The following is a 23,392-nucleotide window of genomic DNA, read 5'->3' as shown; positions in this document are numbered from 1 at the left end:
CTTACCCGCTACTGTAGAGCAGCAATGGCTTTCACGCTGATGGTGTCGACGCCACACTCGGCGAGCTTGTCGAACACCGGCTTCAGAGTCTCACCGCGATAGACCCGGTTCCAGCCGCAGATCCTGCATCGCAGGCGATGCCGCATCCGCACCGCCGTCCCCGTGGCGTCCTGCGGAAGGTAGCGGTCGGCGTCGGCGAGGAAGACTTCGAGGCCGTTCGACATCGACAACTGACGCTCCGCGCTCGCGATGGCAGACCACCCGCCGAAGCCGGTCTGTGTGAAAGCGGCGATCTCCCAGCGCCGTTCGGCGTGCGAGGAGTCGTCGCAGTAGACGGTGATCACTGGGTGCCGTCGACGAGTCCGCGCAACTGCTCGGCCACTTCGGTGCGCTGCTGCAGCTGGCGTTCAAGAACGTCATCAAGCAACTCAGGCATCAGCTCATCAAGCCGGACGCGCAGAGCTTCCACGATGCTGGCCTGCCCCAGGGCCTCTGTCTCGACGGCGTCGAAGTAGCGCGGCGGCTTGTACCGGCGGTCGGGCTTGAGGATCACCGGGAGATCAAGGTCGTGGACCTGCTCGGTGGTCAACGCGACACGCTCCCAGAGACGTTCGTCAATACCGGAGTGCTCGGCGAGGGTGGATCGGGTTGCCGCCTCGATCTGATGACCGCACTGGTCCCAGTCACCGAGGTACAGGATTCGCTGATCAGGCAGCAGCATCGGCGCGACCTTGGTCACCAGGAAGCCTCGACTGTGCCCATTGGTGGACGCAATCGGACAACAGTACGTCGCGGCCAGGTCGCGCAGCACACCGCCCAGCGACCGCGACTCGCACAGGATGAGCGGCGCGGGCTGACTGTCCCAACGGTCGATTGAGGCGCGCTGCGCCGCGTCGGTCACGTACTCGGCGACGCTCGGCGCGGTCATCCACTCGTCGAGGGTGCGGGTCTCGTCCTCGATCCAGTCCCACGGGATCAGCCCCGCCTCCCGCAGATGGGTCAGGGCATCGTGGGTGTTCTGGTCGGTTCGCCGCGCCCCGGTGCGAACCTTCGACACCACGCCCTCTGTCTCCAGCTCGTACCAGAGAAACCGGGCGCTCGTCGGCAGCATGTCGTCACGTTCGTGAACGCGCAGCAGCCTGAGCAGGTGGCGCTGCAGTTGTCCTGCCGCTGTGTGGGCGCGGGACAGCCCGACCTCGGCGCTGGTCATGTCGGTCACGGTGGCCCTTCGATGTGGGTGTTGCTCTGGGTCCGATGCTGCACCCGCCTGAAGCACTGCGTTCGGCGTGTCGCGCCAGTTGTTTGTGAACCCGGCATGGTGCGCCCCCCGGGGCCGGGGGCAAATCGGCAGTGCGTTGCCGATCTCAAATCGCTCATGCGTGAGCGATTTGGGAGCTTCCCAAATTATTCGTGCGTGAATAATTTGAACCCGGTCCCAGATGCGCAGCGCACTGCGGATTTGGGCTGACTCTCGTCGAACGTCCCTCCGCAGGTCATCGACGGTTGTCGGATCAGCCAGAACCTCAAGTTGCACCAGTTCGACAACCCCGACCGGGCAGCGCTACACCACGGTGCCGGGCAGTCGGTTGTTCTTCCCGGCCTGGAACACCACCACCGCCGAACTACCGCCGATGGCGCAGCCGCCACCAGATCCGGACCGCCTGGCCAAGATGCCGAAACGACGACGCACCCGCGCCGCTGAACAGGCTGCCCGCATCAAAGCCGAACGTGAATACAACGCCACCCAACGCGCCCTCGAACGACAACGCGCCCTCGACCAACAGACGAGAGCCGAAGATGAAGCCGCGCAACGGATCAAACCCGATTACGGCGACGACCCACCACCCTTCTAGAACTGCCCCAGATAGAACCGCGTGCCCTGATCGTCGGTGCACAGCGCGGACTCTCCGTAGGACTGCTGCGACGGCTCCTCGATCACGGCGCCGCCCGCCTCCCGCACCCGCGACACGGCTGCGTCGATGTCATCGACCGTCCACATCGGAACGGTGACGGCCGTCGCGTTGCCGCCCGCGGCGCCCGACATCGGATGGGCGCCCACGACACTCCAGCCGTCGTCGATCCGGCCCGGCTCGTACGTCCAGAACAGCAGACCGCTGTAGAACGCCTTGAAGACGGTCGAATCCGGCACCTGGTGGGTGATGTAGGACAGCTCGCCGTGCCCGCCGCCGTTGAGCAACGGCCGCAGCTCTGCGGATGTGGGCCGGTACACCCCGAACTCGACGCCCTGCGGATCCGTCGCCCGCAGCACCGCGCCGAAGCCGAAATCGACAACCTCGCCCACACTTCCGCCGCCGAACAGGATGCTGTCTCGCGCGCCGTCGAGATCCGTCACCGCGTAGCAGCAGAACAACGTGTGCTTGTCGGGCGCCGAGTCGATCCCGATGCGCTGACCGGTGTTCGTCACCATGTGCGTCGCGGGGTCGACGGCCCAGCCCAGCACATGGCCGTAGAAGTCCGCAGCCCGTTGCGCGTCCGGCGTCCACACCGAGACATATCCGACGTCACCGTGCTGGATCGGGACGGCGGCGCCGGTGACGGGTCCGGTCAGCATCCAGCGGTGCCCGAACGGGTCGACGAGAGCGGCATTGCGCGCACCGTAGTTCTCGTAGGGCTCGCGCTGAACCTGCGCACCATGGTCTCTGGCTAGCCGGAGAGTCTCGTCGGTGGAGGTCACCGCGAGCATCAGGCTCACCGAAACTGCCTGCGGCGAGGGTGCTTTCAAACCGATCTCAGGGTACTCGTCGGCAAGGTAGAGCACACCGTCGGCCAACGCCAGCTCAGCGTGGCCGATCCGGCCGTCGTCCATTTCGACTGCGTCGCCCACGAGTTCGGCGTCGAACACGTCGATGTACCAGCGGATCGCGGCACGGGCGTCGGCGACGGTCAGGTACGGGACTACGGCGGACCGCAAGATGGCGGCGGGCTCGGTCAACTCGGCGATTGCGGTGTCGGTGCCGCTCATGATCACTCCTTGCGTTCGATCTGGTTGCTGTTCGAACAATCTCGCGGCCGCTTCGAGGCGCGCCCGCAATCGGGCGGCGAATGCGGGATCCGGGTCGAGCGGAAGGTCGCCGGTGCGCAGCACGTCCAGCGGATCGTGATCGTTGTTCACGGCATCCCTCCTTCCACTCGTGGGTACTGAGCCCGGAACGCCTTGCGGGCCCGCACCAGCAGCGCCTCGGTGGCGTGGATGGTGCGGCCGATCAGTTCGGCGCACTCCGGCACCGAGCAGTCGTCGAGGTAGCGCAGCGCCAGCACGGTGCGGTGCTGTTCGGGGAGGCGAGCCAGAACCTGCTCGGCGACGATCCGATCCAGCTCGACATCCCAGTCGTCGGCGGGATCGACCGGCTCGGGGAGTTCGGCCACCGGTGTCGTGAACCGGTCGTGGCGTCTGCGGTAGTGGTCGGCCAGTTTGTGGCGCGCCACCCCGATCAGCCACGGCACCGTGAGCGGTGGCGGCGCCTCCTTTCTGGCAGCGTCCATGGCCGCCAGAAAGGTCTCCGAGGTGAGGTCCTCCGCCGTTCCACGGTCACCGCAGCGCCTGGCGAAGTACCCGTATACGGCCGGCAGGGCTTCGTCATAGAGCGCTAGCAGTGCTCGTGGAGCGTTGTCACCATTCGGTTCGGCGCTCACACCTCTATCGTCGCGGTTGGTGGCCGGACTCCGACACCCCTATTTCGAGGCCGGTCAGACCGGGAGCGAGCATGTCGAACGCGTCGCCCAGCGCGGCGGGCAGCGACACCCGCTCGTCTTCGAGCCAGTGCCCGTAGGCGGCAAGGGCCACGCCGAGCATGGTCCACGCCACCGTCTGTGGCACCAGATCCACCGGTGCCACGCCCATCCGACTTGCCACGAAGGCGGCGACCACGGCGCGCCAGCCGGCATACATCGTCATCGAATAAGCCTGCAGCGCTTCGGTTTCCAGGATCAGCCGCATCCGTTGGCGGTGTCGGTCGGGGTCGTCGAACTCGTTGAACGCGAGCAGGGCGGTGCGCAGCGCGTCGCGGATCGGGACCTCGGGGTCCAGGTCGGCCAGCAACGCGCGCATGTTCTGCAGGTGGGCGTCGAAGTCACCCCACGGCAGCGCGCTCTTGGAGGGGTAGTAGCGGAACAGCGTCCGGCGGGCGATCCCGGCGGCTGTCGCGACGTCGTCGACGCTGACGTCGTCGAATCCTCGGGCCATGAACAGGTCGATCGCGACGTCACTGATGTGCTCCCAGCTCGTCGACCGCCGCCGGCCCACGCGCCCCTTCGCAGCGTCCACCGGAATCCGCCCTTCCGTTTAGGCACCCGATGCCATATTGTTAGCGACCTACGTCACAAATGTCGAGGACCCTACCCGGGGTCCAGTCAGCAGAAAGGCAAGATCAATGGAGCCGAGTCAGCACGTGGAGACCGAAGAGATGGTCACCGAGAGCCTGGTCGAGGAAGTCTCGATCGACGGGATGTGCGGGGTCTACTGACCGTGGCGCCGACGAGCGCTCGCGCGAGGAGCATGACGCAGCCGATGACGGAGACCGGCTTCGACCCGGACCTGCGCTGGCGGCTGCACCCGCAGGTGGCGGTGCGGCCCGAACCTTTCGGCGCGCTGCTGTACCACTTCGGAACCCGCAAGCTGTCGTTCCTGAAGAACCGGACGATCGTCGAGGTGATCAACTCGCTGGCTGATCACCCCGACGCTCGATCCGCCTGTCGCGCCGCCGGAATCGATGACGACGCGCAGGCCCCCTACCTACACGCGCTGGGCGTACTCGTCCAGTCCCAGATGCTGGTCCGCGAGGAGACGCCATGACCACCGCCATCCAGCCCGTCCCCCGGCTGGTCGATCAGTTCGAGCGCGGCCTGGACGCGCCGATCTGCCTGACGTGGGAACTGACCTACGCCTGCAACCTCTCCTGCGTGCACTGCCTGTCGTCCTCGGGCAAGCGCGATCCGCGGGAGTTGTCCACGCAGCAATGCAAGGACATCATCGACGAGCTGGAACGCATGCAGGTGTTCTATGTGAACATCGGCGGCGGCGAACCGACTGTGCGGTCGGACTTCTGGGAGCTCGTCGACTATGCGACCGCCCATCATGTCGGGGTGAAATTCTCCACCAACGGGGTGCGGATCACCCCCGAAGTGGCCGCGAAGCTGGCTGCCAGCGACTACGTCGACGTGCAGATCTCCCTGGACGGCGCCACCGCCGAGGTCAACGACGCGGTGCGCGGCCCCGGCTCCTTCGCGATGGCGATGCGCGCACTGGAGAACCTGCGGGACGCCGGCTTCTCCGACGCCAAGATCTCCGTGGTGGTGACCCGCCACAACGTCGACCAGCTCGATGACTTCAAGGCGCTGGCCGACACCTACGGCGCGACGCTGCGCATCACCCGGCTGCGGCCGTCGGGCCGGGGTGCCGACGTCTGGGACGAACTGCACCCCACGTCCGCCCAGCAGGTCGAGCTGTACGACTGGCTGGTGGCCAACGGCGAGCGGGTGCTCACCGGTGACTCGTTCTTCCACCTGTCGGGGCTCGGTGAGCCGGGTGCGCTGGCCGGTCTGAACCTGTGCGGCGCGGGCCGGGTGGTTTGCCTGATCGACCCGGTGGGCGACGTCTACGCCTGCCCGTTCGCCATTCACGAGAAGTTCCTCGCTGGAAACGTGCTGTCCGATAGCGGTTTCCAGAATGTGTGGCAGAACTCCACGCTGTTCCGCGAGCTGCGCGAGCCACAGTCGGCAGGCGCGTGCAGCGGGTGCGGGCACTACGACGCGTGCCGGGGCGGCTGCATGGCCGCCAAGTTCTTCACCGGTCTGCCGCTCGACGGCCCGGACCCGGAGTGCGTCGAGGGCTACGGCGAGCCGGCGCTGGCGCGCGAGCGCGACAAGCCGAAGTCCAGCGTCGACCACTCCCGCGCCGGCGGCCGCAACAAGCCGTCAGGCCCCATCCCGCTCACACTGCTGAGCGCTCCTCCCCGGCGCCCGGTCGGCGCCGGAGCGCCTCCGACGAAGTTCTGCAACGAAAGTCCTGTGTAACCCATGGCACGTGATACCTGGTTCGAAACCGTCGCCATCGCCCAGCAGCGGGCGAAGAAGCGGCTCCCCAAGTCTGCCTATGCGTCGCTGATCTCGGCAAGCGAGAAGGGCGTGACGGTCTCCGACAACGTCGAGTCGTTCGCGCAGCTCGGCTTCGCCCCGCATGTCGTCGGCGGCACCGAGAAGCGGGACATGGCGACAACGGTGATGGGCCAGGATATTTCGCTGCCCGTCATCATCTCACCGACCGGCGTGCAGGCGGTCGACCCCGACGGTGAGGTTGCGGTGGCGCGTGCGGCGGCAGCGCGGGGCACCGCGATGGGGCTCTCGTCCTTCGCCAGCAAGCCGATGGAGGAAGTCACCGCGGTCAACGACAAGATCTTCTTCCAGATCTACTGGCTGGGCAGCCGCGACGACATCCTGGCGCGCATGGAGCGAGCCAGGGCGGCAGGGGCCGTCGGGCTGATCCTGACCACCGACTGGAGCTTCTCGCACGGCCGCGACTGGGGCAGCCCCAAGATCCCCGAGCGGATGGACCTCAAGACCATCCTCAAGATGTCGCCCGAGGTGATCACCAAACCGCGCTGGTTCTTCAGCTTCGCGAAGACCCTGCGCCCCCCGGACCTGCGGGTACCCAACCAGGGCAGGCGCGGAGAGCCCGGTCCCACGTTCTTCGAGGCGTATGGGCAGTGGATGGGCACCCCGCCTCCGACCTGGGAGGACGTGGCCTGGCTGCGCGAGCAGTGGGGCGGGCCGTTCCTGCTCAAGGGCATGGTGCGCGTCGATGATGCCAAACGCGCTGTCGACGCGGGTGTTTCGGCGCTCACGGTGTCCAATCACGGCGGAAACAACCTCGACGGGACCCCGGCGGCGATCCGGTGCCTGCCGGCCATCGCCGATGCAGTGGGCGACCAGGTCGAGGTTTTGCTGGACGGCGGCATCCGCCGCGGCAGCGACGTCGTCAAGGCTGTCGCGCTCGGCGCCAGGGCTGTCATGATCGGCCGGGCCTACCTGTGGGGTCTGGCCGCCAACGGCCAGGCGGGTGTCGAGAACGTGCTCGACATCCTGCGGGGCGGAATCGACTCGGCACTGCTCGGGCTTGGCAAATCTTCGATCCACGAGCTGACGCGCGAGGACATCCTGGTCCCCGACGGTTTCACCCGCACACTCGGCGTCTGAGCGCATTCGGCGCGGGCCGAATCGGCGATCAGGAACCTGGGACAGGCGTGGCGCAGGGGGCTGGCGTGAATCCCGGATCGGCCGCCGACCACACCGACCTGAAATCAATAACCACCCATGCGCCAACATTTGGCGCATACCAGGTGAATTCGGCCTACCATCGTCGCGTGGCAATCCCCAGCGAGCTAGGGGACTCAACGTCGAGGCAGCTGCAGAACATGTCGCCCGCGCTGGTCGTCCCGGTAGGCTCCACCGAGCAGCATGGACCCCACCTGCCGCTGGACACCGACACCCGCATCGCCACCGCGGTCGCCGACGTCCTCGCTGCCCGCCTGCGTGCCGACAGTGAATCCGACTGGCTGGTCGCCCCGGCCATCGGCTACGGCGCCAGCGGCGAACACGAGGGTTTCGCGGGCACCGTCTCGATTGGCACATCGGTACTGGCGGAACTGCTCGTGGAGTTCGCCCGGTCCGCCTGTCAGTGGGCGTCGCGCCTGGTTTTCGTCAACGGCCACGGGGGCAACGTGGCCGCGCTGCGCCGCGCGGTGACACTGCTGCGGTACGAGGGACGCGACGCGGCGTGGTGTTCCTGCAACGCCAGCAACGCCGACGCACACGCCGGCCACGCCGAAACATCTGTATTGCTACATATTTCGCCGGGCGTCGTCAGGCAGGATCAGCGAACTCCGGGCAACCGGGCGCCGCTGTCGGAGCTGATGCCCGAGATGCTCCGCGGGGGAGTCGCCGCCGTCAGTTCGCTGGGAGTCCTCGGGGACCCGACCACGGCGACAGCGGAGGAGGGGAGGAGAATCTTTGCCGAGATGGTTGACGCATGTCAGGGGGGGATCATCCGGTGGGCACCCGATCACGAGGGGATGTTGAGGTGACAGGGCCGCGCCTTCCCGACGGGTTCGCCGTTCAGGTGGATCGACGGGTGCGGGTCCTGGGCGAGGGCGCGGCGCTGCTCGGCGGTTCGCCCACTCGACTTCTCCGGCTGGCTCCTGCCGCGCAGACCATGCTCACCGGCGGCAGGCTGGAGGTGCACGACGCCGTCAGCGCACAGTTGGCACGCACCCTGCTGGATGCCACCGTCGCCCACCCCCGACCGTTGAGCGGACCGTCGCACCGGGACGTGACCGTCGTTATACCCGTGCGGGACAACCCTTCTGGGCTGACAAGGTTGGTCGCTTCGTTGCGCGGGCTGCGCGTGGTCATCGTCGACGACGGGTCGGTGACACCGGTTGCCGAGGCCGACTTCGAGGGCATGCACTGCGACGTGCGAATCCTGCGGAACCCGCGCAGCAAGGGGCCGGCCGCGGCGCGGAACGCCGGCATGAGGGCATGTGGCACCGACTTCGTCGCCTTCCTGGATTCGGATGTGGTGCCCCGCCGCGGTTGGCTGGAAGCCCTGCTCGGGCACTTCTGCGATCCCGCGGTGGCCCTGGTGGCGCCGCGGATCGTCGCGCTGCACCGGTCCGACAGCGTCGTCGCGCGCTACGAGGCGGTGCGTTCGTCGCTGGACCTGGGATTGCGCGAGGCACCGGTCGTCCCGTTCGGGACGGTGTCCTATGTGCCGAGCGCGGCGATCGTCTGCCGGCGCCGCACGATCATCGACCTCGGCGGCTTCGACGAGTCGCTTCAGTCCGGTGAGGACGTCGACCTGTGCTGGCGGCTGAACGAGGCGGGTGCCCGGCTGCGTTACGAACCCGTCGCGACGGTGGCCCATGATCATCGCACCGAGCTGCGAAAGTGGTTTGCCCGCAAGTCTTTCTACGGGGAGTCCGCGGCGCCGCTGGCGATCCGGCATCCCGGGAAGACCGCCCCGCTGGTGATCTCGGGCTGGACGCTGGTCGTCTGGATGCTTGCGGCCATCGGCTCGTGCCTCGGCTACCTGGCGTCGGCGGTCGTCGCGGCCATCACCGGCCAACGGATCGCCAAGACACTGTCGAGCGTGCAGACCGAACCCATGGAGGTGGCGGTCGTCGCCGCGCACGGGTTGTGGTCGGCGGCCCTGCAGCTGGCGTCCGCGATCTGCAGGCATTACTGGCCGATCGCCCTGGTCGCCGCACTGGTCTCGCGTCGCTGCCGTCAGGTGGTGGTGGTGGCCGCGGTGTTGGACGGCGTGTTCGACTGGGTCACCCGCAACGGCAACGCCGACGACGACACGAAGCGGGTCGGCGTGTTCACCTACATCCTGCTCAAGCGGCTCGACGACATCGCCTATGGTCTCGGGCTCTGGAGCGGCGTCGTGCGTGAACGTCACGCCGGTGCCCTCAAGCCGCAGATCAGGACCTGAAGCCCGTCTTGCACAGCGATGTCCTGATCGTCGGTGCCGGAAGCGCAGGATCAGTCCTGGCGGAACGGCTTTCCGCGGACCAGCGGTGCCGCGTGACCGTCGTTGAGTCCGGCCCCGGACCTTCTGACCCCCGCGTGCACACGCAGATCACCGACGGCCTGCGCCTTCCGATCGGCCTCGCGAGTTCGGTGGTCAAACGCTATCCCACCACCCTGACCGACGCGCCGAAACGCTACGCACAGATCATGCGCGGCGCCGTGGTCGGCGGGTCCGGTGCCGTCAACGGCGGCTACTTCTGCCGGGCGCTGCCCACCGACGTCGACGGCTGGGCGGTCGACGGCTGGTCCTGGGCGGAGGTCCTGCCGCACTTCAAGGCCATCGAGAACGACCTCGACTTCGACAACCCGCTGCACGGTTCCGACGGGCCGATCACGGTGCGGCGGGTGGCCGAATTCGACGGCTGCACTGCGGCATTCGTCGAATCTGTGCAAGCGGCCGGCTTCGGCTGGATCGCCGACCTCAACGGGTCGACGCCGGACCGGCCACTGCCACCGGGGGTGGGTGCGGTGCCGCTGAACATCGACGGCGGAACCCGGGTGGGGCCCGGCGGCGCGTTCCTGGCGCCCGCGTTGCACCGGTCGAACCTCACGCTGCTGCCCGACACCCGGGTCCGACGGATCCTGATCGCCGACGGACGGGCCGGCGGGCTGGAGTGCGTCGGCCCCGATGGTGCGACCGTCCTGACCGCCGACCGGATCGTGCTGTCGGCCGGGGCCATCGGCTCGGCGCACCTGCTGATGCTGTCGGGCATCGGGCCTGCGCAGGCGCTGCGGTCGCTGGGAGTGCCCGTCGAGGCCGACCTTCCCGTCGGCGTCGGCACCGTCGACCACCCGGAGTGGGTGTTGCCGGTGAACTGGCCGCCCACGCACGGCGTCCCGCCGCTGGAATCCGTGCTGACCACCGACGACGGGCTGGAGATCAGGCCGTACACGGCGGGCTTCGGCGCCATGACGAGCGGCCCCCGTCACGACCCGTCCGATCAGCCGCACCTCGGGGTGACGTTGATGCGCCCCCGGTCCAGGGGCCGGGTCGCGCTCGCGTCGGCGGATCCCGATGTCGATCCGGTGATCGAGCATCGGTACGACAGCGAGACCGACGATGTGGCGCTGCTGCGCTCGGGAGCCGAGCTCGCGCACGAAATCGCCGGCTCCACAGTGCAATCCGAAGCGTCGTGGGCCACCTCCCAACACCTGTGCGGCACCGCGCGGATGGGCGGTGACGGCGATACCGGCGCCGTCGTCGACACCCGCTGCCGGGTATTCGGGATCGACGGTCTGTGGGTGGTCGACGGCTCGATCCTGCCCGCGATCCCCAGTCGCGGGCCGCACGCGACGATCGTGATGGCCGGCCACCGCGCGGCCGAGTTTGTCACCGCCGGGTGAGCCCGGCGAATGTCACCGCCGGGTGAGCCCGGCGAATGTCACCGCCGGGTGAGCCCGGCGAGTGGTCCCGCTGTCCGCAGCCTACGGACGGCGCGGGACTGACGACCGTCACGTCCCGGCGACCAGACGGCGACGAAGACGGCCGCGACGACGAGCACCACGGACAGCACCAGCAGCGCCTGGTTCATCGCGTGCAGGAACGCCGTCTCTGCGAGCTGGGCCAGCTCGGCGCCGCGGGGACCCATCTGGTCGGCCAGGGACAGCGCGTAGGCCAGGGAGTCGCTGACCGCGGGGCGGACCTGCTCGGGGAACAGGCCCAGATCCGGTGACAGGGCGTGGTGATAACCCGCTGCCAGGACCGAGCCCGCGACGGCGATTCCCAGGGCGGCGCCGATCTCGCGAGTGGCGTCGTTGACCGCGGAGGCGACACCCTGCTTCTCGTCGGGCACCGCCCCCATGATCGCCGAAGTCGTTGGTGCGGTGCACAATCCGATGCCCGACGCGGTGATCAGCAGGGGCCATGCGAGATCCAGATAGGTCGACTCCCCGTCGAGGAAGCGCAGCAGGAACAGTCCGGCGGCGATCAGCAGCAACCCGGCGGTCACCGCGACGCGCAGTCCCACCTTGGGCAGGTAGAGGTGCATGGTCCCGCCGAGGATCAGCACCGGGATCGCCAGCGGCGCCAGCGCGAACGCGGTCTGCAGCGGGGTGTAACCCATCACCAGCTGCATGTACTGCATCTCGACGAAGAAGAACCCGAAATTGCCGAAGAACAGCAACGTGATGCCCACCGCGCCGGTCGCGAAATCGGGGCGGCTGAAGAGCCTGACGTCGAGAAGGGGGTGCCTGCGACGCAGCTGTACCAGCGCGAAGGCGACGGCCAGTGCCACGCCGGCGGCGATGCACCCGTAGACGATCGGATCGGTCCAGCCGCGGGCCGGCGCCTCCACCACACCGAGCACGAACACCGCGATCGCGGCGCCGATCAGCGCGGCGCCCGGCCAGTCGATCGGTGTCGCGGTCTCGTCGCGCGACGACCCGATGGTGCAGGTGAGCGCGAACATCAGGGCCGCCCCGGCGGCGAACGCGTAGAAGATGGACTGCCACGCGAAGAACTCCAGGAGGAGCCCGGTGCCGAGGAAGCCGAAGATCGCGCCGGAACCCGCCACGCCGGCCCAGATGCCGACGGCCTTGTTGCGCTCGGCTTTCGGGAACGCCGCGGTCAGCAGCGACAGGGTCGCGGGCATGATGAACGCCGCGCCGACACCTGCGACGGCGCGGGCGACGATGATCTGCGTCGGACTGTCCAGCACGGTCGGGGCCACCGAGGCCAGCGCGAAGATCGCCAGCCCGACGAGCAGGGCGCCGCGGCGGCCGTAGCGGTCACCGATCGCGCCCGCGGGCAGCAGCAGACACGCCAGCGCCAGCGTGTAGCCGTCGATGACCCAGGTGAGTTGGGTCTGGGTCGCCGAGGTCTGGACCGCCAGGTCGGGCAGGGCGGCGTTGAGGGCGACCATCGACGCGATCACCAGCAGCACGTCCACGCTGGCGATGACCAGCAGCCAGATCCGCTGGCGCCTGGACAGGGCTGCGATCTCGGCGTCGATATCCTGTGCAGACCCGTCGAGGGTGTCGACCATGTCGTCTCTCTCTCGGCAGGAGGTAGTTTCGAGCCTAACAGTCTCGTACAGAGACCGTCAGTCTTGTACCCGGTCGGGAGGAGGTGGAAACGGTGACCGCCGAAACCGGTGACCCGCGCCCGGCCCGATCACGCGCCCGGCTGCTCGACGCCGCAACCGCACTGCTGCGCGCGGGTGGGCCCGGCGCGGTGACGGTGGACGCCGTGACCCGCAGCGCCAACGTCGCGCGGGCCACCCTGTACCGCCATTTCCCCAGCGCGAATGATCTTGTTGCAGCGGCCTTCACCGGCCTCATCCCGCCGCCTCCGATGCCGCCCGAGGACGGCAGCCTGCGGGATCGGCTCCTCGCGATCGTGGTCGAGTGGGCCGAATCGATCGCCGAGGCCCCGACCACGCTGACCGCCATGGCCTGGCTGTCCCTCGGGCCGGACATCGCCGAGATGCCCAGCGCCACGCAGGCGGGCGCGGGCGGACGGGAGGTGTGGTCGCTGCGCGAGCGGATCGCCGAGCAGTACTCCGCCCCGTTCGACGCGCTGTTCGACGGCCCTCAGGCAGCCGAGGAACTGGCCCCGTTCGATCGCGCGGTGGCCTTCGCGCTGCTGATCGGCCCACTGGCCTTCGGGCGGATCAGCACGTTGGCCGACTTCGACTACCGGGCGGTGGCGATCGCCGCCGTCGACGGCTTCCTGGGTACGTTCGCCAAGCGGCCCGGCGCCGAAATCACCTCAGCGAGTAGCGAACAGGAAGGTGCTTGAGTCCGCCGACGAAGGTGGTGGCCGACAGTTCGGGCTCGCCCGCAAGTTCGATGGAGTCCAGCCGGGGCAGGAGTTCGGTGAACAGACTGTTCATCTCCATCCTGGCCAGAGCCGCTCCGAGGCAGAAGTGCACGCCGTATCCGAAGGCGAGATGCTTGTTCGGGTCGCGGCCGACGTCGAAGCGGAACGGTTCGTCGAAGATGTCCTCGTCCCGGTTGGCCGACACATACGCGAGGTAGACGGATTCGCCTTCCTTGATCGGCACGCCGCGCACCTCGGTGTCGGCGGCTGCCGTGCGCATGAACTCCTTGACCGGGGTGGACCAGCGGATCATCTCCTCGACCGCGGTCGGCATCAGGTCCAGGTTCCCTTTCAGGCGGGCCAGCTCGCCGGGGTTCTCGACGAGCGCGAGCAACCCGCCGGAGATCGCGTCCTTGGTGGTGTCGTGGCCGGCGCTGGCGACGATGACGTAGTAGGACAGCGTGTCCACGTCCGACATGAGTTCGCCGTCGACGAGGCCGTTGGCGATCGCCGAGGCCAGATCGTCGGTCGGGTTCGCGCGCCGCGCGGCCGTCAGCGCCCCGAAGTAGTTGAAGAAGTCGGTCAGCACCGCCATCTGTTCCTCGGGCGTGGTGCCGCGCTTGTACTCGTCGTCGTCGCCGCCGAACATCTCCTGGGTCAGCATGTGCATCCGGCCGAAGTCCTCTTCGGGCAGGCCGAGCAGCGACAGGATCACGTACAGCGGGAAGTTCACCGCGATCTCGGTGACGAAGTCGCATTCGGGGCCGATGTCGCGCATCTTGTCGACGTAGCGCTTGGCGAGTTCGTCGACGCGGACCTTCAAGTCCCGCATGGCTTTCGGGCGGAACCAGTCGGCGCCGATGGCGCGCACCTTGCGGTGGTGCGGGTCGTCCATGTGGATGAGGGTGCGCAGGCCCATGCCCGCCTCGAGTTGAGCCCTGGCGAGGTCGTCCGCTTCGGCGGTGACCAGCACCGGCCGTGGTTCGGACAGGAACAGGTCGTTGGCGCGCTCGACGGCCATGATGTCGGCGTGCTTGGTGATCGCCCAGAACGGGCGGTACGGCGGCTGGTCCACCCACGCCACCGGGTTGTTCGCCCGCAGATGCGACAGCGCCGTGTGTAGCCGTTGGTCGTCGGCGTACGCCGAGGGATCGGCCAGAACCTTGGCGGCGTCGTCGATCGTCGGTGTGCTCATGGGGCTCCTCACAAGACTGTGCTTGACGGGTGTCAAGCACAGTCTATGTGATCGGCGCCACTACAACTATCAGGCCAGCGCGTACCGGATCGGCAGGTGCTTGAGCCCGCCGACGAAGATCGTCGCGATGAACTCCGGGTCGCCGGCCAGTTCGATGGACTCCAGGCGCGGGACGAGTTCGCTGAAGAAGCTGTTGATCTCCATCCTGGCCAGTGCGGCGCCCAGGCAGAAGTGCACGCCGTATCCGAAGGACAGGTGCTTGTTCGGGTCGCGGCCGACGTCGAAGCGGAACGGTTCGTCGAAGATGTCCTCGTCGCGGTTGGCCGAGACGTAGGACAGCAGCACCGACTCACCTTCCTTGATCGGCACCCCGCGCACCTCGGTGTCGGCGGTGGCGGTGCGCATGAACTCCTTGACCGGGGTGGTCCAGCGGATCATCTCCTCGACCGCGGTGCCCATCAGCTCCGGTTGCGCCTTCAGCCGCGCGAGCTGGTCCTGGTTCTCGATCAGGGCCAGCAGGCCGCCGGAGATGGCGGCGCTGGTGGTGTCGTGCCCCGCGCTGGCGACGATCACGTAGTAGGACAGGCAGTCGATGTCGTCGAGGTAGTCGCCGCCGAGCTTCGCGTTGGCGATCGCCGAGGCCAGGTCCTCGGTCGGATGGGCCCTGCGCTCGGCGGTCAGGGCGGTGAAGTACCGGAAGAAGTCGGTGATGACCTCGTGCAGTTCCTGCGGGCTCTTGCCGCGGGTGAGCTCGTCGTCGTCACCGCCGAACATCTCCTGGGTCAGCTTGAGCATGCGGCCGAAGTCCGACTCGGGCAGGCCCAGCAGCGACAGGATCACGTACAGCGGGAAGTTGACCGCGACCTCCTGGACGAAGTCACACTCGGGGCCGTTGGCGACCATCTTGTCGACGTAGATCTTGGCCAGTTCGTCGACGCGGGTCTTCAACGCGCGCATCGCCTTCGGCCGGAACCAGTCCGCGCCGATCTTGCGGATGTCGCGGTGCAGCGGGTCGTCCATGTGGATCAACGTGCGCAGTCCACCGCCTGCGGCGAGGTTGGCCGCCGACAGGTCGTCGGTCGCGGCGGTCTGCAGCATCGGCCGGGGGGCGTTGATCCACAGCTCGTTGTCGCGCTCGATGTCCATGATGTCGGCGTGCTTGGTGACCGCCCAGAACGGTCGGTAGTCGGGCACATCGACAAGGGACACCGGCGCGTGCGTGCGCAGATGGGTGAGGGCGGCGTGCAGGCGCGCCTCGTCTGCGTAGGCCTTCGGGTCGGCCAGCACTCCCGCCGCTCGGCTGCCCGCGTCGTCGATAACCGGTGTGCTCATGATCTGCCTTCGCTCGCGCTGAAACTTGACGGGTGTCAAGTCCACTGTAATGGATGACGCCAGTACGCTCGGTCAGCGTGCCGATCCGACGGTTCGCCCGGAGGCTGAGCGTGCTGGCCGCGCTGATGCTGGTCGCCGCATGCGCCCACGAAGCCTCGGAGCCCGCGCAGGCACCCGCCGACCCGGCTGTGGTGCAGACCGCGACCGGGGCGGTCCGCGGGCTCGTCGCACCGGACCATCGTCTCTTCGCCGGAATCCCTTACGCCGCACCGCCTGTCGGGCCGCTGCGCTGGCAGCCCCCGGAGCCCGCGCCGGCGTGGGACGGGGTGCGGGACGGCACCGGGTTCGGCCCGCGTTGCCTGCAGGATCTCGAGGGCGACCTCGAGTTGGGCCGCCAGACCGACGAGGACTGCCTGAACCTCAACGTCTGGACGCCCACCGACCCGGAGCCGGGACCCGCACCGCCGCGGCCGGTGATGGTCTGGATCCACGGTGGTGCGTTCCTCAACGGCAACGGCGGAATCTACGACGCGCGGCGCCTCGTCGCGCGCGGCGACATCGTCGTCGTGACGATCAACTACCGGCTGGGAACCCTCGGCTTCCTGGCGCACCCGGCGCTCGGTTCTCCCGGTCGCGTGGGCAATTACGGCCTGGCCGATCAGCAGGCCGCGCTGAGGTGGGTGCGCGACAACATCGCGCAGTTCGGCGGCGACCCCGGCAAGGTCACGGTCGCCGGCGAGTCCGCGGGCGGGATGTCGGTGTGCGACCACCTCGTCGCCCCGGGTTCGCAGGGACTCTTCGGCGCGGCGATCGTCCAGAGCGGGCCGTGCCAGGCCCAGCTCGCGTTGCCCGAGGCGGAGCGGATCAGCACCGACTACGCCCGAGACGTCGGGTGCGGTGATGCGGCGGTCGCCGCCGAATGCCTGCGTGCGCTGCCCGCCGACAAGCTACGCGAGCCGGTGCGGTATTTCCGGATCGGAGATGACGCGTTGAGCGGCCCGGTCACCGGGACGGAGATCCTGCCGAAGGATCCGATGGTGGCCTTCGCCGACGGGGACGCGGCCCGGGTTCCCATCGTGATCGGCAGCAACCGCGACGAGTTCACCCTTTTCATGGCCCTGCAGTACCTGCGCGGTGACGAACTGCCGCCCGAGGACTACCCGAACGTGCTGGCCGAGACGTTCGGCCCCGGCGCAGGCGCGGTCGCCGACCGCTACCCACTCGACCGTTACGGCGGTAGCGCGCCACTGGCCTATTCAGCGGCGGTGACCGACGGCGAGTTCGCCTGCGTGAATGAGCGCATCGCCGACGACCTCGCCCGCAACGGCCCGGTCTACGCCTACGAGTTCAACGACCGACAGGCGCCCGCGCCGGAGCCACTGCGCACCCTGCCCTTTCCGGTCGGGGCCAGCCACTCGCTGGAACTGCGCTATCTGTTCGACGTCGGCGATGCGCCCACGCTGAGCCCCGCTCAGCAGACGCTGTCGGAGCAGATGATCGACTACTGGAGCGAGTTCGTCCGCACCGGCGCACCGGGCGCCGACGGTCTTCCCGCCTGGCCAGAGGTCGGCGACGACCCGGCGAAGGGGAAGCGGTTGTCCTTGAAGCCCGACGACATCACGGTCATGGACGATTTCGACCGCATCCACCAGTGCCCGTTCTGGGCCACCCTGAAGTAGCCGCACGTCGGAGGGTAGTTTTGTGTGCACCTGCCCCATGCCCGGCGGCCTCCTGCGGAGATTTGGAGGAGGCCCGGATCTGAGGCATACTGTTCGGGTTGCCTTGAGCCAGGTTCGCCTGGCCGGGCATGCGACCAGCGCCCTCGCGGGCGTATCCGGTCCCAACCTCGATCGTGACGGGTTTTTTCGCCGCGACTGAGTGTGCGTGAGGGCGACACACCCGACCGCGGGGGTCGGTGGACCACAGACAGGTAAACAGCGGCGGCACAGCCAGGCCCAGAGTTTTCGGGCCCGTTAGTAGTGAGGTAGGAGAAGCGTGGCGGGACAAAAGATCCGCATCAGGCTCAAGGCCTACGACCATGAGGCGATCGATGCCTCAGCGCGCAAGATCGTGGAGACAGTCACCAGGACGGGCGCCAGCGTGGTCGGCCCGGTGCCGCTGCCGACGGAGAAGAACGTGTACTGCGTCATCCGCTCCCCGCACAAGTACAAGGACTCGCGAGAGCACTTCGAGATGCGTACGCACAAGCGCCTGATCGACATCCTCGACCCGACCCCGAAGACCGTTGACGCCCTGATGCGCATCGATCTGCCGGCCAGCGTCGACGTCAATATCCAGTAGGAGAACCAGAGATTCATGGCTAGAAAAGGAATTCTGGGCACCAAGCTGGGCATGACGCAGGTGTTCGACGAGAACAACAAGGTCGTCCCAGTCACGGTCGTCAAGGCCGGCCCCAACGTGGTGACCCGCATCCGCACCCCCGAGCGCGACGGCTACAGCGCCGTGCAGCTCGCCTACGGCGAGATCAGCCCGCGCAAGGTGAACAAGCCGGTCGCCGGTCAGTACGCCGCCGCGGGGGTGAACCCGCGCCGTCACCTCGCCGAGCTCCGGCTCGACGACGACGCCGCCGCCTCCGAGTACGAGGTCGGCCAGGAGCTGACCGCGGAGATCTTCGCCGACGGGGTCTACGTCGACGTGACGGGCACCTCGAAAGGCAAGGGCTTCGCGGGCACCATGAAGCGCCACGGCTTCAAGGGCCAGGGCGCCAGCCACGGCGCCCAGGCGGTCCACCGCAGGCCGGGCTCGATCGGTGGCTGCGCCACCCCGGGTCGCGTCTTCAAGGGCACGCGCATGTCGGGTCGGATGGGCAGCGATCGCATCACCACCCAGAACCTCAAGGTGCACAAGGTCGACGCCGAGAACGGTGTGCTGTTGATCAAGGGCGCCATCCCCGGCCGCAACGGTGGTCTGGTTGTTGTGCGCACCGCAATCAAGCGAGGCGAGAAGTAATGAAAATTGATGTGAGGACGCCGGCCGGCAAGAAAGACGGCAGCGTCGAGTTGCCCGCCGAGCTGTTCGACGTGGAGCCCAACATCGCGCTGATGCACCAGGTCGTCATCGCGCAGTTGGCCGCCAAGCGTCAGGGCACGCACTCGACCAAGACCCGTGGTGAGGTCTCCGGCGGCGGCAAGAAGCCGTACCGGCAGAAGGGCACCGGCCGCGCCCGTCAGGGTTCGACCCGCGCGCCCCAGTTCGCCGGCGGTGGCGTCGTGCACGGACCGCAGCCGCGCGACTACAGCCAGCGGACCCCGAAGAAGATGATCGCCGCCGCGCTGCGCGGGGCGCTCTCGGACCGGGCGCGCAACGAGCGCATCCACGCGATCACCGAACTGGTGAGCGGTCAGGTCCCGTCGACCAAGAGCGCCAAGGCGTTCCTGGCGAGCCTATTGGCCGACAACACGGCCAAGAATAAAAAGGTGCTCGTCGTCATCGGCCGCGCCGATGAGGTGGGCGCCAGGAGCGTCCGCAATCTGCCTGGCGTGCATGTGATCTCGCCGGACCAACTGAACACCTACGACGTGCTCGACGCAGACGACGTGGTGTTCAGCGTCGAGGCCCTCGACGCCTACATCGCGGCAAATGTGAAGACTGAGGAGGTTTCGGCCTGATGGCTACCGTGACCGACCCCCGCGACATCATCCTGGCCCCCGTCATCTCGGAGAAGTCGTACGGGCTGATCGAGGACAACGTGTACACGTTCGTGGTGCACCCCGATTCGAACAAGACGCAGATCAAGATCGCGATCGAAAAGATCTTCAAGGTCAAGGTCGACTCGGTGAACACCCTCAACCGCCAGGGCAAGCGCAAGCGCACCCGCGCCGGATACGGACAGCGCAAGAGCACCAAGCGCGCGATCGTCACCCTGGCCGCGGGCAGCAAGCCCATCGACCTGTTCGGAGCTCCTGCCTAGGCCCCGGCCGGCAGGTAGAACTGGCAAGAGGACTTAACAGACATGGGAATTCGCAAGTACAAGCCGACGACCCCCGGTCGCCGCGGCTCCAGCGTCGCCGACTTCGCCGAGGTCACCCGCGACCATCCGGAGAAGTCGCTGGTGCGCCCGCTGCACGGCAAGGGCGGACGTAACGCACACGGCCGCATCACCACCCGCCACAAGGGTGGTGGCCACAAGCGTGCCTACCGGGTGATCGACTTCCGTCGCCACGACAAGGACGGCGTCAACGCCAAGGTCGCGCACATCGAGTACGACCCGAACCGCACCGCGCGCATCGCGCTGCTGCACTATCTCGACGGCGAGAAGCGCTACATCATCGCGCCGCAGGGCCTTGCGCAGGGGCACATCGTGGAGTCCGGCGCCAACGCCGACATCAAGCCGGGCAACAACCTGCCGTTGCGCAACATCCCCTCCGGCACCGTGATCCACGCGGTGGAGCTGCGCCCCGGTGGCGGGGCGAAGCTGGCCCGGTCGGCCGGTGCCAGCATCCAGCTGCTGGGCAAGGAGGGCACCTACGCCTCCCTGCGTATGCCCAGCGGTGAGATCCGCCGCGTCGACGTGCGCTGCCGCGCCACCGTCGGCGAGGTCGGCAACGCCGAGCAGGCGAACATCAACTGGGGCAAGGCCGGCCGGATGCGTTGGAAGGGCAAGCGCCCGACCGTGCGTGGTGTCGTGATGAACCCGGTCGACCACCCGCACGGTGGTGGTGAGGGTAAGACCTCCGGTGGCCGTCACCCGGTGAGCCCGTGGGGCAAGCCCGAGGGCCGCACCCGCAAGCCGAACAAGCCGAGCGACAAGCTCATCGTCCGACGCCGGCGCACCGGCAAGAATAAGCGCTAGGAGTAGCCAGCGATGCCACGCAGCCTGAAGAAGGGCCCGTTCGTCGACGACCATCTGCTCAAGAAGGTCGACGTCCAGAACGAGAAGAACACCAAGCAGGTCATCAAGACCTGGTCCCGTCGGTCGACCATCATCCCCGACTTCATCGGGCACACCTTCGCCGTCCACGACGGTCGCAAGCATGTCCCGGTGTTCGTCACCGAGGCGATGGTCGGGCACAAGCTGGGCGAGTTCGCGCCCACACGCACCTTCAAGGGTCACATCAAGGATGACCGGAAGAGCAAGAGGCGGTAATGAGTACAGCAACGACGAATCCGTCCACCTACCCCTCTGCGATGGCTGTGGCGCGTTACGTGCCCATCTCGCCGACGAAGGCACGCCGGGTGATCGACCTGGTCCGCGGCAAGAGCGTCGAGCAGGCGCTCGACATCCTGCGGTGGGCACCGCAGAGCGCCAGTGACCCGGTCGCCAAGGTGATCGCGAGCGCTGCCGCCAACGCGCAGAACAACGACGGGCTGGACCCGGCCACGCTGGTGGTCGCCACCATCCACGCCGACGGGGGCCCCACCGCCAAGCGCATCCGGCCGCGCGCGCAGGGTCGCGCGTTCCGCATCCGCAAGCGCACCTGCCACATCACCGTGATCGTCGAGAGCCGTCCGCCGAAGGACCGCGGCACCCGTGCTGCGGCGTCGGCCGGCGCCGCCCGGTCGCGGCGCGCACAGGCCAGCAAGGCCGCCGCTGCCAAGACGACCCCGGAGAAAGCCACGGCCACCACATCCGCTGAGGCTTCTAGCGAAGCGAAGGGAGGCTCGCAGTAGTGGGCCAGAAGATCAACCCGCACGGCTTCCGCCTCGGTATCACCACCGACTGGAAGTCCCGCTGGTACGCAGACAAGCAGTACGCCGACTACATCAAGGAAGATGTGGCGATCCGCAAGCTGCTGGCCACCGGCCTGGAACGGGCCGGCATCGCCGACGTCGAGATCGAGCGCACCCGTGACCGCGTTCGCGTGGACATCCACACCGCGCGCCCCGGCATCGTCATCGGTCGCCGCGGCACCGAGGCCGACCGCATCCGCGCCGACCTGGAGAAGCTGACCAAGAAGCAGGTTCAGCTCAACATCCTCGAGGTGAAGAACCCCGAGTCGGTCGCGCAGTTGGTGGCCCAGGGTGTGGCCGAGCAGCTGAGCAACCGCGTGGCGTTCCGCCGTGCGATGCGTAAGGCGATCCAGTCGGCGATGCGCCAGCCCAGCGTGAAAGGCATTCGGGTGCAGTGCTCGGGCCGCCTCGGCGGCGCCGAGATGAGCCGCTCGGAGTTCTACCGCGAGGGTCGGGTCCCGCTGCACACGCTGCGCGCCGACATCGACTACGGCCTCTACGAGGCCAAGACCACCTTCGGCCGCATCGGTGTGAAGGTGTGGATCTACAAGGGCGACATCGTCGGTGGCAAGCGCGAGGCAGTCGCCTCCGCTCCCGCCGGCGCGGATCGTCCGCGTCGCGAGCGTCCGACGGGTGCCACCCGTCCGCGCCGCAGTGGCGCGTCGGGCACCACCGCGACGAGCACCGACGCCGGTCGTGCCGCCACCTCGGGAGACGCAGCAGCACCGACCGCAGATGCCGCGGCCGTCGAGGCGCCGGCTGAGAGCACTACACAGGATTCAGGGAGCTAGCCAATGCTTATTCCCCGCAAGGTCAAGCACCGCAAGCAGCACCACCCGCAGCAGCGCGGCATCGCCAGCGGCGGCACCTCGGTGAGCTTCGGCGACTACGGCATCCAGGCCCTCGGCCATGCCTACATCACCAACCGGCAGATCGAGTCCGCTCGTATCGCCATCAACCGGCACATCAAGCGTGGCGGCAAGGTGTGGATCAACATCTTCCCGGACCGCCCGCTGACCAAGAAGCCGGCCGAGACCCGCATGGGTTCGGGTAAGGGCTCGCCGGAGTGGTGGGTCGCCAACGTCAAGCCCGGCCGGGTGTTGTTCGAGCTGAGCTACCCCGACGAGAAGATCGCCAGGGAAGCGTTGACCCGTGCCATCCACAAGCTGCCTATCAAGGCACGCATCGTCACCAGAGAGGAGCAGTTCTGATGGCAGTCGGAACCACGACCGGCGAACTGCGCGAGCTCACCGACGACGAACTGACCGACAAGCTGCGTGAGTCCAAGGAAGAGCTGTTCAACCTGCGCTTCCAGATGGCGACCGGCCAGCTTGCCAACAACCGCCGGCTGCGTGTGGTGCGGCAGGAGATCGCACGCGTCTACACCGTGCTGCGCGAACGTGAATTGGGTCTGGCCGCCGGACCCGGAGGTGAGGATTCGTAATGGCCGAGAAGACAACGGAAAAGGGCGCCCAGCCCGGTCCCAAGAAGACCCCGCGCACCGAGAAGCCCCGCGGTCGCCGCAAGACCGCGATCGGCTACGTCGTCAGCGACAAGATGCAGAAGACCATCGTGGTCGAGTTGGAAGATCGCAAGAGCCACCCGCTCTACGGCAAGATCATCCGGACCACGAGCAAGGTCAAGGCGCACGACGAGAACGGCGATGCCGGTGTCGGCGACCGTGTTTCGTTGATGGAGACCCGGCCGCTGTCGGCGACGAAGCGCTGGCGTCTCGTCGAGATCCTCGAGAAGGCCAAGTAGGCTCGAGCCTTTCCCGGCTCTACCGCTTTTCCGCACGAAGCCCCCGC

At 67.9% G+C, this 23,392-nt stretch carries 28 protein-coding genes and 1 pseudogene; 21 read left to right on the top strand and 8 right to left on the bottom strand.

The features are described 5' to 3' along the window. Positions 1 to 8 precede the first annotated feature (8 nt). Both H7I57_RS04390 and H7I57_RS04385 read right to left on the bottom strand, forming a co-directional pair. A complete protein-coding gene (locus H7I57_RS04390) occupies positions 9 to 344 on the bottom strand; it encodes a hypothetical protein (protein WP_264022087.1) in 336 nt (111 codons plus the stop codon). Further along, entirely contained in the window at positions 341 to 1,210 is an 870-nt protein-coding gene (locus tag H7I57_RS04385; protein WP_264022086.1) for a hypothetical protein, read from the bottom strand. The genes H7I57_RS04390 and H7I57_RS04385 overlap by 4 nt, the downstream gene beginning before the upstream one ends. A gap of 331 nt (positions 1,211 to 1,541) precedes the next feature. Between H7I57_RS04385 and H7I57_RS04380 the strand changes: the two are divergent. Beyond that, positions 1,542 to 1,853 (top strand): annotated as a pseudogene (locus H7I57_RS04380) (HNH endonuclease signature motif containing protein); the annotation flags it as partial. Here the strand turns inward: H7I57_RS04380 and H7I57_RS04375 are convergent. The 3 genes from H7I57_RS04375 to mftR are packed head-to-tail and all read right to left on the bottom strand — an operon-like array spanning position 1,850 to position 4,285. After that, positions 1,850 to 3,133, bottom strand: coding sequence for a VOC family protein (locus H7I57_RS04375; protein WP_264022084.1), 1,284 nt, complete (start codon positions 3,131 to 3,133; stop codon positions 1,850 to 1,852). The pseudogene H7I57_RS04380 and the gene H7I57_RS04375 sit on opposite strands and share 4 nt — an antisense overlap. Beyond that, positions 3,130 to 3,654, bottom strand: a complete 525-nt coding sequence (locus H7I57_RS04370; protein ID WP_264022083.1) for an RNA polymerase sigma factor — start codon at positions 3,652 to 3,654, stop codon at positions 3,130 to 3,132. Before H7I57_RS04370 ends, H7I57_RS04375 begins: the two co-directional genes overlap by 4 nt. Before the next feature lie 4 nt (positions 3,655 to 3,658). Next, complete coding sequence (gene mftR, locus H7I57_RS04365; protein ID WP_264022082.1) at positions 3,659 to 4,285, bottom strand: mycofactocin system transcriptional regulator MftR; 627 nt, start codon at positions 4,283 to 4,285, stop codon at positions 3,659 to 3,661. A gap of 106 nt (positions 4,286 to 4,391) precedes the next feature. On the opposite strand from mftR, the gene mftA reads away from it, so the two are divergent. The 7 genes from mftA (at position 4,392) to mftG (ending at position 10,950) form a co-directional block, all read left to right on the top strand. Next, entirely contained in the window at positions 4,392 to 4,484 is a 93-nt protein-coding gene (gene mftA / locus H7I57_RS04360) for a mycofactocin precursor MftA (protein ID WP_264022081.1), read from the top strand. Between the two features lie 44 nt (positions 4,485 to 4,528). After that, positions 4,529 to 4,813, top strand: a complete 285-nt coding sequence (gene mftB / locus H7I57_RS04355) for a mycofactocin biosynthesis chaperone MftB (protein ID WP_264022080.1) — start codon at positions 4,529 to 4,531, stop codon at positions 4,811 to 4,813. After that, positions 4,810 to 6,033, top strand: coding sequence for a mycofactocin radical SAM maturase (gene mftC, locus H7I57_RS04350; RefSeq protein ID WP_264022079.1), 1,224 nt, complete (start codon positions 4,810 to 4,812; stop codon positions 6,031 to 6,033). The genes mftB and mftC overlap by 4 nt, the downstream gene beginning before the upstream one ends. Before the next feature lie 3 nt (positions 6,034 to 6,036). Further along, positions 6,037 to 7,212, top strand: coding sequence for a pre-mycofactocin synthase MftD (mftD, locus tag H7I57_RS04345; protein ID WP_264022078.1), 1,176 nt, complete (start codon positions 6,037 to 6,039; stop codon positions 7,210 to 7,212). A 143-nt stretch (positions 7,213 to 7,355) separates the two neighbouring features. After that, a complete protein-coding gene (mftE, locus tag H7I57_RS04340; RefSeq protein ID WP_264022077.1) occupies positions 7,356 to 8,099 on the top strand; it encodes a mycofactocin biosynthesis peptidyl-dipeptidase MftE in 744 nt (247 codons plus the stop codon). Further along, entirely contained in the window at positions 8,096 to 9,508 is a 1,413-nt protein-coding gene (mftF, locus tag H7I57_RS04335; RefSeq protein ID WP_264022076.1) for a mycofactocin biosynthesis glycosyltransferase MftF, read from the top strand. The genes mftE and mftF overlap by 4 nt, the downstream gene beginning before the upstream one ends. Before the next feature lie 8 nt (positions 9,509 to 9,516). Further along, entirely contained in the window at positions 9,517 to 10,950 is a 1,434-nt protein-coding gene (mftG, locus tag H7I57_RS04330) for a mycofactocin dehydrogenase MftG (protein WP_264022075.1), read from the top strand. Between the two features lie 38 nt (positions 10,951 to 10,988). On the opposite strand, the gene H7I57_RS04325 is transcribed toward mftG, so the two are convergent. Beyond that, positions 10,989 to 12,590 (bottom strand): MFS transporter, encoded by a 1,602-nt coding sequence (locus tag H7I57_RS04325; protein WP_264022074.1) that lies wholly within the window; start codon positions 12,588 to 12,590, stop codon positions 10,989 to 10,991. A 92-nt stretch (positions 12,591 to 12,682) separates the two neighbouring features. Here H7I57_RS04325 and H7I57_RS04320 point away from each other — a divergent pair, with 92 nt between their 5' ends. Beyond that, positions 12,683 to 13,345, top strand: a complete 663-nt coding sequence (locus H7I57_RS04320; RefSeq protein ID WP_264022073.1) for a TetR/AcrR family transcriptional regulator — start codon at positions 12,683 to 12,685, stop codon at positions 13,343 to 13,345. Here the strand turns inward: H7I57_RS04320 and H7I57_RS04315 are convergent. Then, positions 13,311 to 14,561, bottom strand: a complete 1,251-nt coding sequence (locus H7I57_RS04315; RefSeq protein ID WP_264022072.1) for a cytochrome P450 — start codon at positions 14,559 to 14,561, stop codon at positions 13,311 to 13,313. The two genes, H7I57_RS04320 and H7I57_RS04315, sit on opposite strands and share 35 nt — an antisense overlap. 69 nt (positions 14,562 to 14,630) lie before the next feature. Continuing rightward, positions 14,631 to 15,893 (bottom strand): cytochrome P450, encoded by a 1,263-nt coding sequence (locus tag H7I57_RS04310; protein WP_264022069.1) that lies wholly within the window; start codon positions 15,891 to 15,893, stop codon positions 14,631 to 14,633. Positions 15,894 to 15,946: 53 nt separating this feature from the next. Between H7I57_RS04310 and H7I57_RS04305 the strand changes: the two genes are divergently transcribed. From H7I57_RS04305 to rpsQ, 12 genes are all read left to right on the top strand, one after another. Continuing rightward, positions 15,947 to 17,572 (top strand): carboxylesterase/lipase family protein, encoded by a 1,626-nt coding sequence (locus H7I57_RS04305; RefSeq protein ID WP_264022068.1) that lies wholly within the window; start codon positions 15,947 to 15,949, stop codon positions 17,570 to 17,572. Positions 17,573 to 17,888: 316 nt separating this feature from the next. After that, a complete protein-coding gene (gene rpsJ / locus H7I57_RS04300; protein ID WP_003883485.1) occupies positions 17,889 to 18,194 on the top strand; it encodes a 30S ribosomal protein S10 in 306 nt (101 codons plus the stop codon). A gap of 15 nt (positions 18,195 to 18,209) precedes the next feature. Further along, positions 18,210 to 18,863 (top strand): 50S ribosomal protein L3, encoded by a 654-nt coding sequence (gene rplC, locus H7I57_RS04295; RefSeq protein ID WP_264022067.1) that lies wholly within the window; start codon positions 18,210 to 18,212, stop codon positions 18,861 to 18,863. Beyond that, on the top strand, positions 18,863 to 19,522 hold the full coding sequence (gene rplD / locus H7I57_RS04290) for a 50S ribosomal protein L4 (protein ID WP_264022066.1): 660 nt from the start codon (positions 18,863 to 18,865) through the stop codon (positions 19,520 to 19,522). Before rplC ends, rplD begins: the two co-directional genes overlap by 1 nt. Then, entirely contained in the window at positions 19,522 to 19,824 is a 303-nt protein-coding gene (gene rplW, locus H7I57_RS04285) for a 50S ribosomal protein L23 (protein WP_264022063.1), read from the top strand. The genes rplD and rplW overlap by 1 nt, the downstream gene beginning before the upstream one ends. Before the next feature lie 42 nt (positions 19,825 to 19,866). Next, positions 19,867 to 20,706, top strand: a complete 840-nt coding sequence (gene rplB, locus H7I57_RS04280; protein ID WP_264022061.1) for a 50S ribosomal protein L2 — start codon at positions 19,867 to 19,869, stop codon at positions 20,704 to 20,706. Between the two features lie 12 nt (positions 20,707 to 20,718). Beyond that, on the top strand, positions 20,719 to 21,000 hold the full coding sequence (gene rpsS, locus H7I57_RS04275; protein ID WP_003892827.1) for a 30S ribosomal protein S19: 282 nt from the start codon (positions 20,719 to 20,721) through the stop codon (positions 20,998 to 21,000). Beyond that, positions 21,000 to 21,524: a 50S ribosomal protein L22 gene (gene rplV, locus H7I57_RS04270; protein ID WP_264022060.1), complete on the top strand. Its 525-nt coding sequence runs from the start codon at positions 21,000 to 21,002 to the stop codon at positions 21,522 to 21,524. Before rpsS ends, rplV begins: the two co-directional genes overlap by 1 nt. Beyond that, the gene (gene rpsC / locus H7I57_RS04265; RefSeq protein ID WP_264022059.1) at positions 21,524 to 22,375 is read left to right on the top strand and encodes a 30S ribosomal protein S3; all 852 of its coding nucleotides are present in this window, start codon (positions 21,524 to 21,526) and stop codon (positions 22,373 to 22,375) included. The genes rplV and rpsC overlap by 1 nt, the downstream gene beginning before the upstream one ends. Before the next feature lie 3 nt (positions 22,376 to 22,378). Beyond that, entirely contained in the window at positions 22,379 to 22,795 is a 417-nt protein-coding gene (gene rplP / locus H7I57_RS04260) for a 50S ribosomal protein L16 (protein WP_163797127.1), read from the top strand. Next, positions 22,795 to 23,028 carry a 50S ribosomal protein L29 gene (gene rpmC, locus H7I57_RS04255; RefSeq protein WP_264022057.1) on the top strand — a complete coding sequence of 78 codons (234 nt, stop codon included), beginning with the start codon at positions 22,795 to 22,797 and terminating at the stop codon, positions 23,026 to 23,028. Before rplP ends, rpmC begins: the two co-directional genes overlap by 1 nt. Next, entirely contained in the window at positions 23,028 to 23,345 is a 318-nt protein-coding gene (gene rpsQ, locus H7I57_RS04250) for a 30S ribosomal protein S17 (RefSeq protein ID WP_264022055.1), read from the top strand. The genes rpmC and rpsQ overlap by 1 nt, the downstream gene beginning before the upstream one ends. Positions 23,346 to 23,392 lie beyond the last annotated feature (47 nt).

Source organism: Mycolicibacterium pyrenivorans, from assembly GCF_025821625.1.
In the GTDB taxonomy this organism is placed as follows: Bacteria; Actinomycetota; Actinomycetes; order Mycobacteriales; family Mycobacteriaceae; genus Mycobacterium; species Mycobacterium pyrenivorans.
The sequence above is the reverse complement of the archived record's forward strand: the minus strand, read 5'-3'. Positions and strand labels throughout refer to the sequence as shown.

Excerpts from the sequence above, each read along its gene's own strand:
- H7I57_RS04385 (WP_264022086.1), bottom strand. The coding sequence starts at position 1,210 with ATGACCAGCGCCGAGGTCGGGCTGTCCCGCGCCCACACAGCGGCAGGA.
- mftA (WP_264022081.1), top strand. The coding sequence starts at position 4,392 with ATGGAGCCGAGTCAGCACGTGGAGACCGAAGAGATGGTCACCGAGAGC.
- mftB (WP_264022080.1), top strand. The coding sequence starts at position 4,529 with ATGACGGAGACCGGCTTCGACCCGGACCTGCGCTGGCGGCTGCACCCG.
- mftC (WP_264022079.1), top strand. The coding sequence starts at position 4,810 with ATGACCACCGCCATCCAGCCCGTCCCCCGGCTGGTCGATCAGTTCGAG.
- mftD (WP_264022078.1), top strand. The coding sequence starts at position 6,037 with ATGGCACGTGATACCTGGTTCGAAACCGTCGCCATCGCCCAGCAGCGG.
- H7I57_RS04325 (WP_264022074.1), bottom strand. The coding sequence starts at position 12,590 with ATGGTCGACACCCTCGACGGGTCTGCACAGGATATCGACGCCGAGATC.
- H7I57_RS04315 (WP_264022072.1), bottom strand. The coding sequence starts at position 14,561 with ATGAGCACACCGACGATCGACGACGCCGCCAAGGTTCTGGCCGATCCC.
- H7I57_RS04310 (WP_264022069.1), bottom strand. The coding sequence starts at position 15,893 with ATGAGCACACCGGTTATCGACGACGCGGGCAGCCGAGCGGCGGGAGTG.
- H7I57_RS04305 (WP_264022068.1), top strand. The coding sequence starts at position 15,947 with ATGACGCCAGTACGCTCGGTCAGCGTGCCGATCCGACGGTTCGCCCGG.
- rplC (WP_264022067.1), top strand. The coding sequence starts at position 18,210 with ATGGCTAGAAAAGGAATTCTGGGCACCAAGCTGGGCATGACGCAGGTG.
- rplD (WP_264022066.1), top strand. The coding sequence starts at position 18,863 with ATGAAAATTGATGTGAGGACGCCGGCCGGCAAGAAAGACGGCAGCGTC.
- rplW (WP_264022063.1), top strand. The coding sequence starts at position 19,522 with ATGGCTACCGTGACCGACCCCCGCGACATCATCCTGGCCCCCGTCATC.
- rplB (WP_264022061.1), top strand. The coding sequence starts at position 19,867 with ATGGGAATTCGCAAGTACAAGCCGACGACCCCCGGTCGCCGCGGCTCC.
- rpsS (WP_003892827.1), top strand. The coding sequence starts at position 20,719 with ATGCCACGCAGCCTGAAGAAGGGCCCGTTCGTCGACGACCATCTGCTC.
- rplV (WP_264022060.1), top strand. The coding sequence starts at position 21,000 with ATGAGTACAGCAACGACGAATCCGTCCACCTACCCCTCTGCGATGGCT.
- rplP (WP_163797127.1), top strand. The coding sequence starts at position 22,379 with ATGCTTATTCCCCGCAAGGTCAAGCACCGCAAGCAGCACCACCCGCAG.
- rpmC (WP_264022057.1), top strand. The coding sequence starts at position 22,795 with ATGGCAGTCGGAACCACGACCGGCGAACTGCGCGAGCTCACCGACGAC.
- rpsQ (WP_264022055.1), top strand. The coding sequence starts at position 23,028 with ATGGCCGAGAAGACAACGGAAAAGGGCGCCCAGCCCGGTCCCAAGAAG.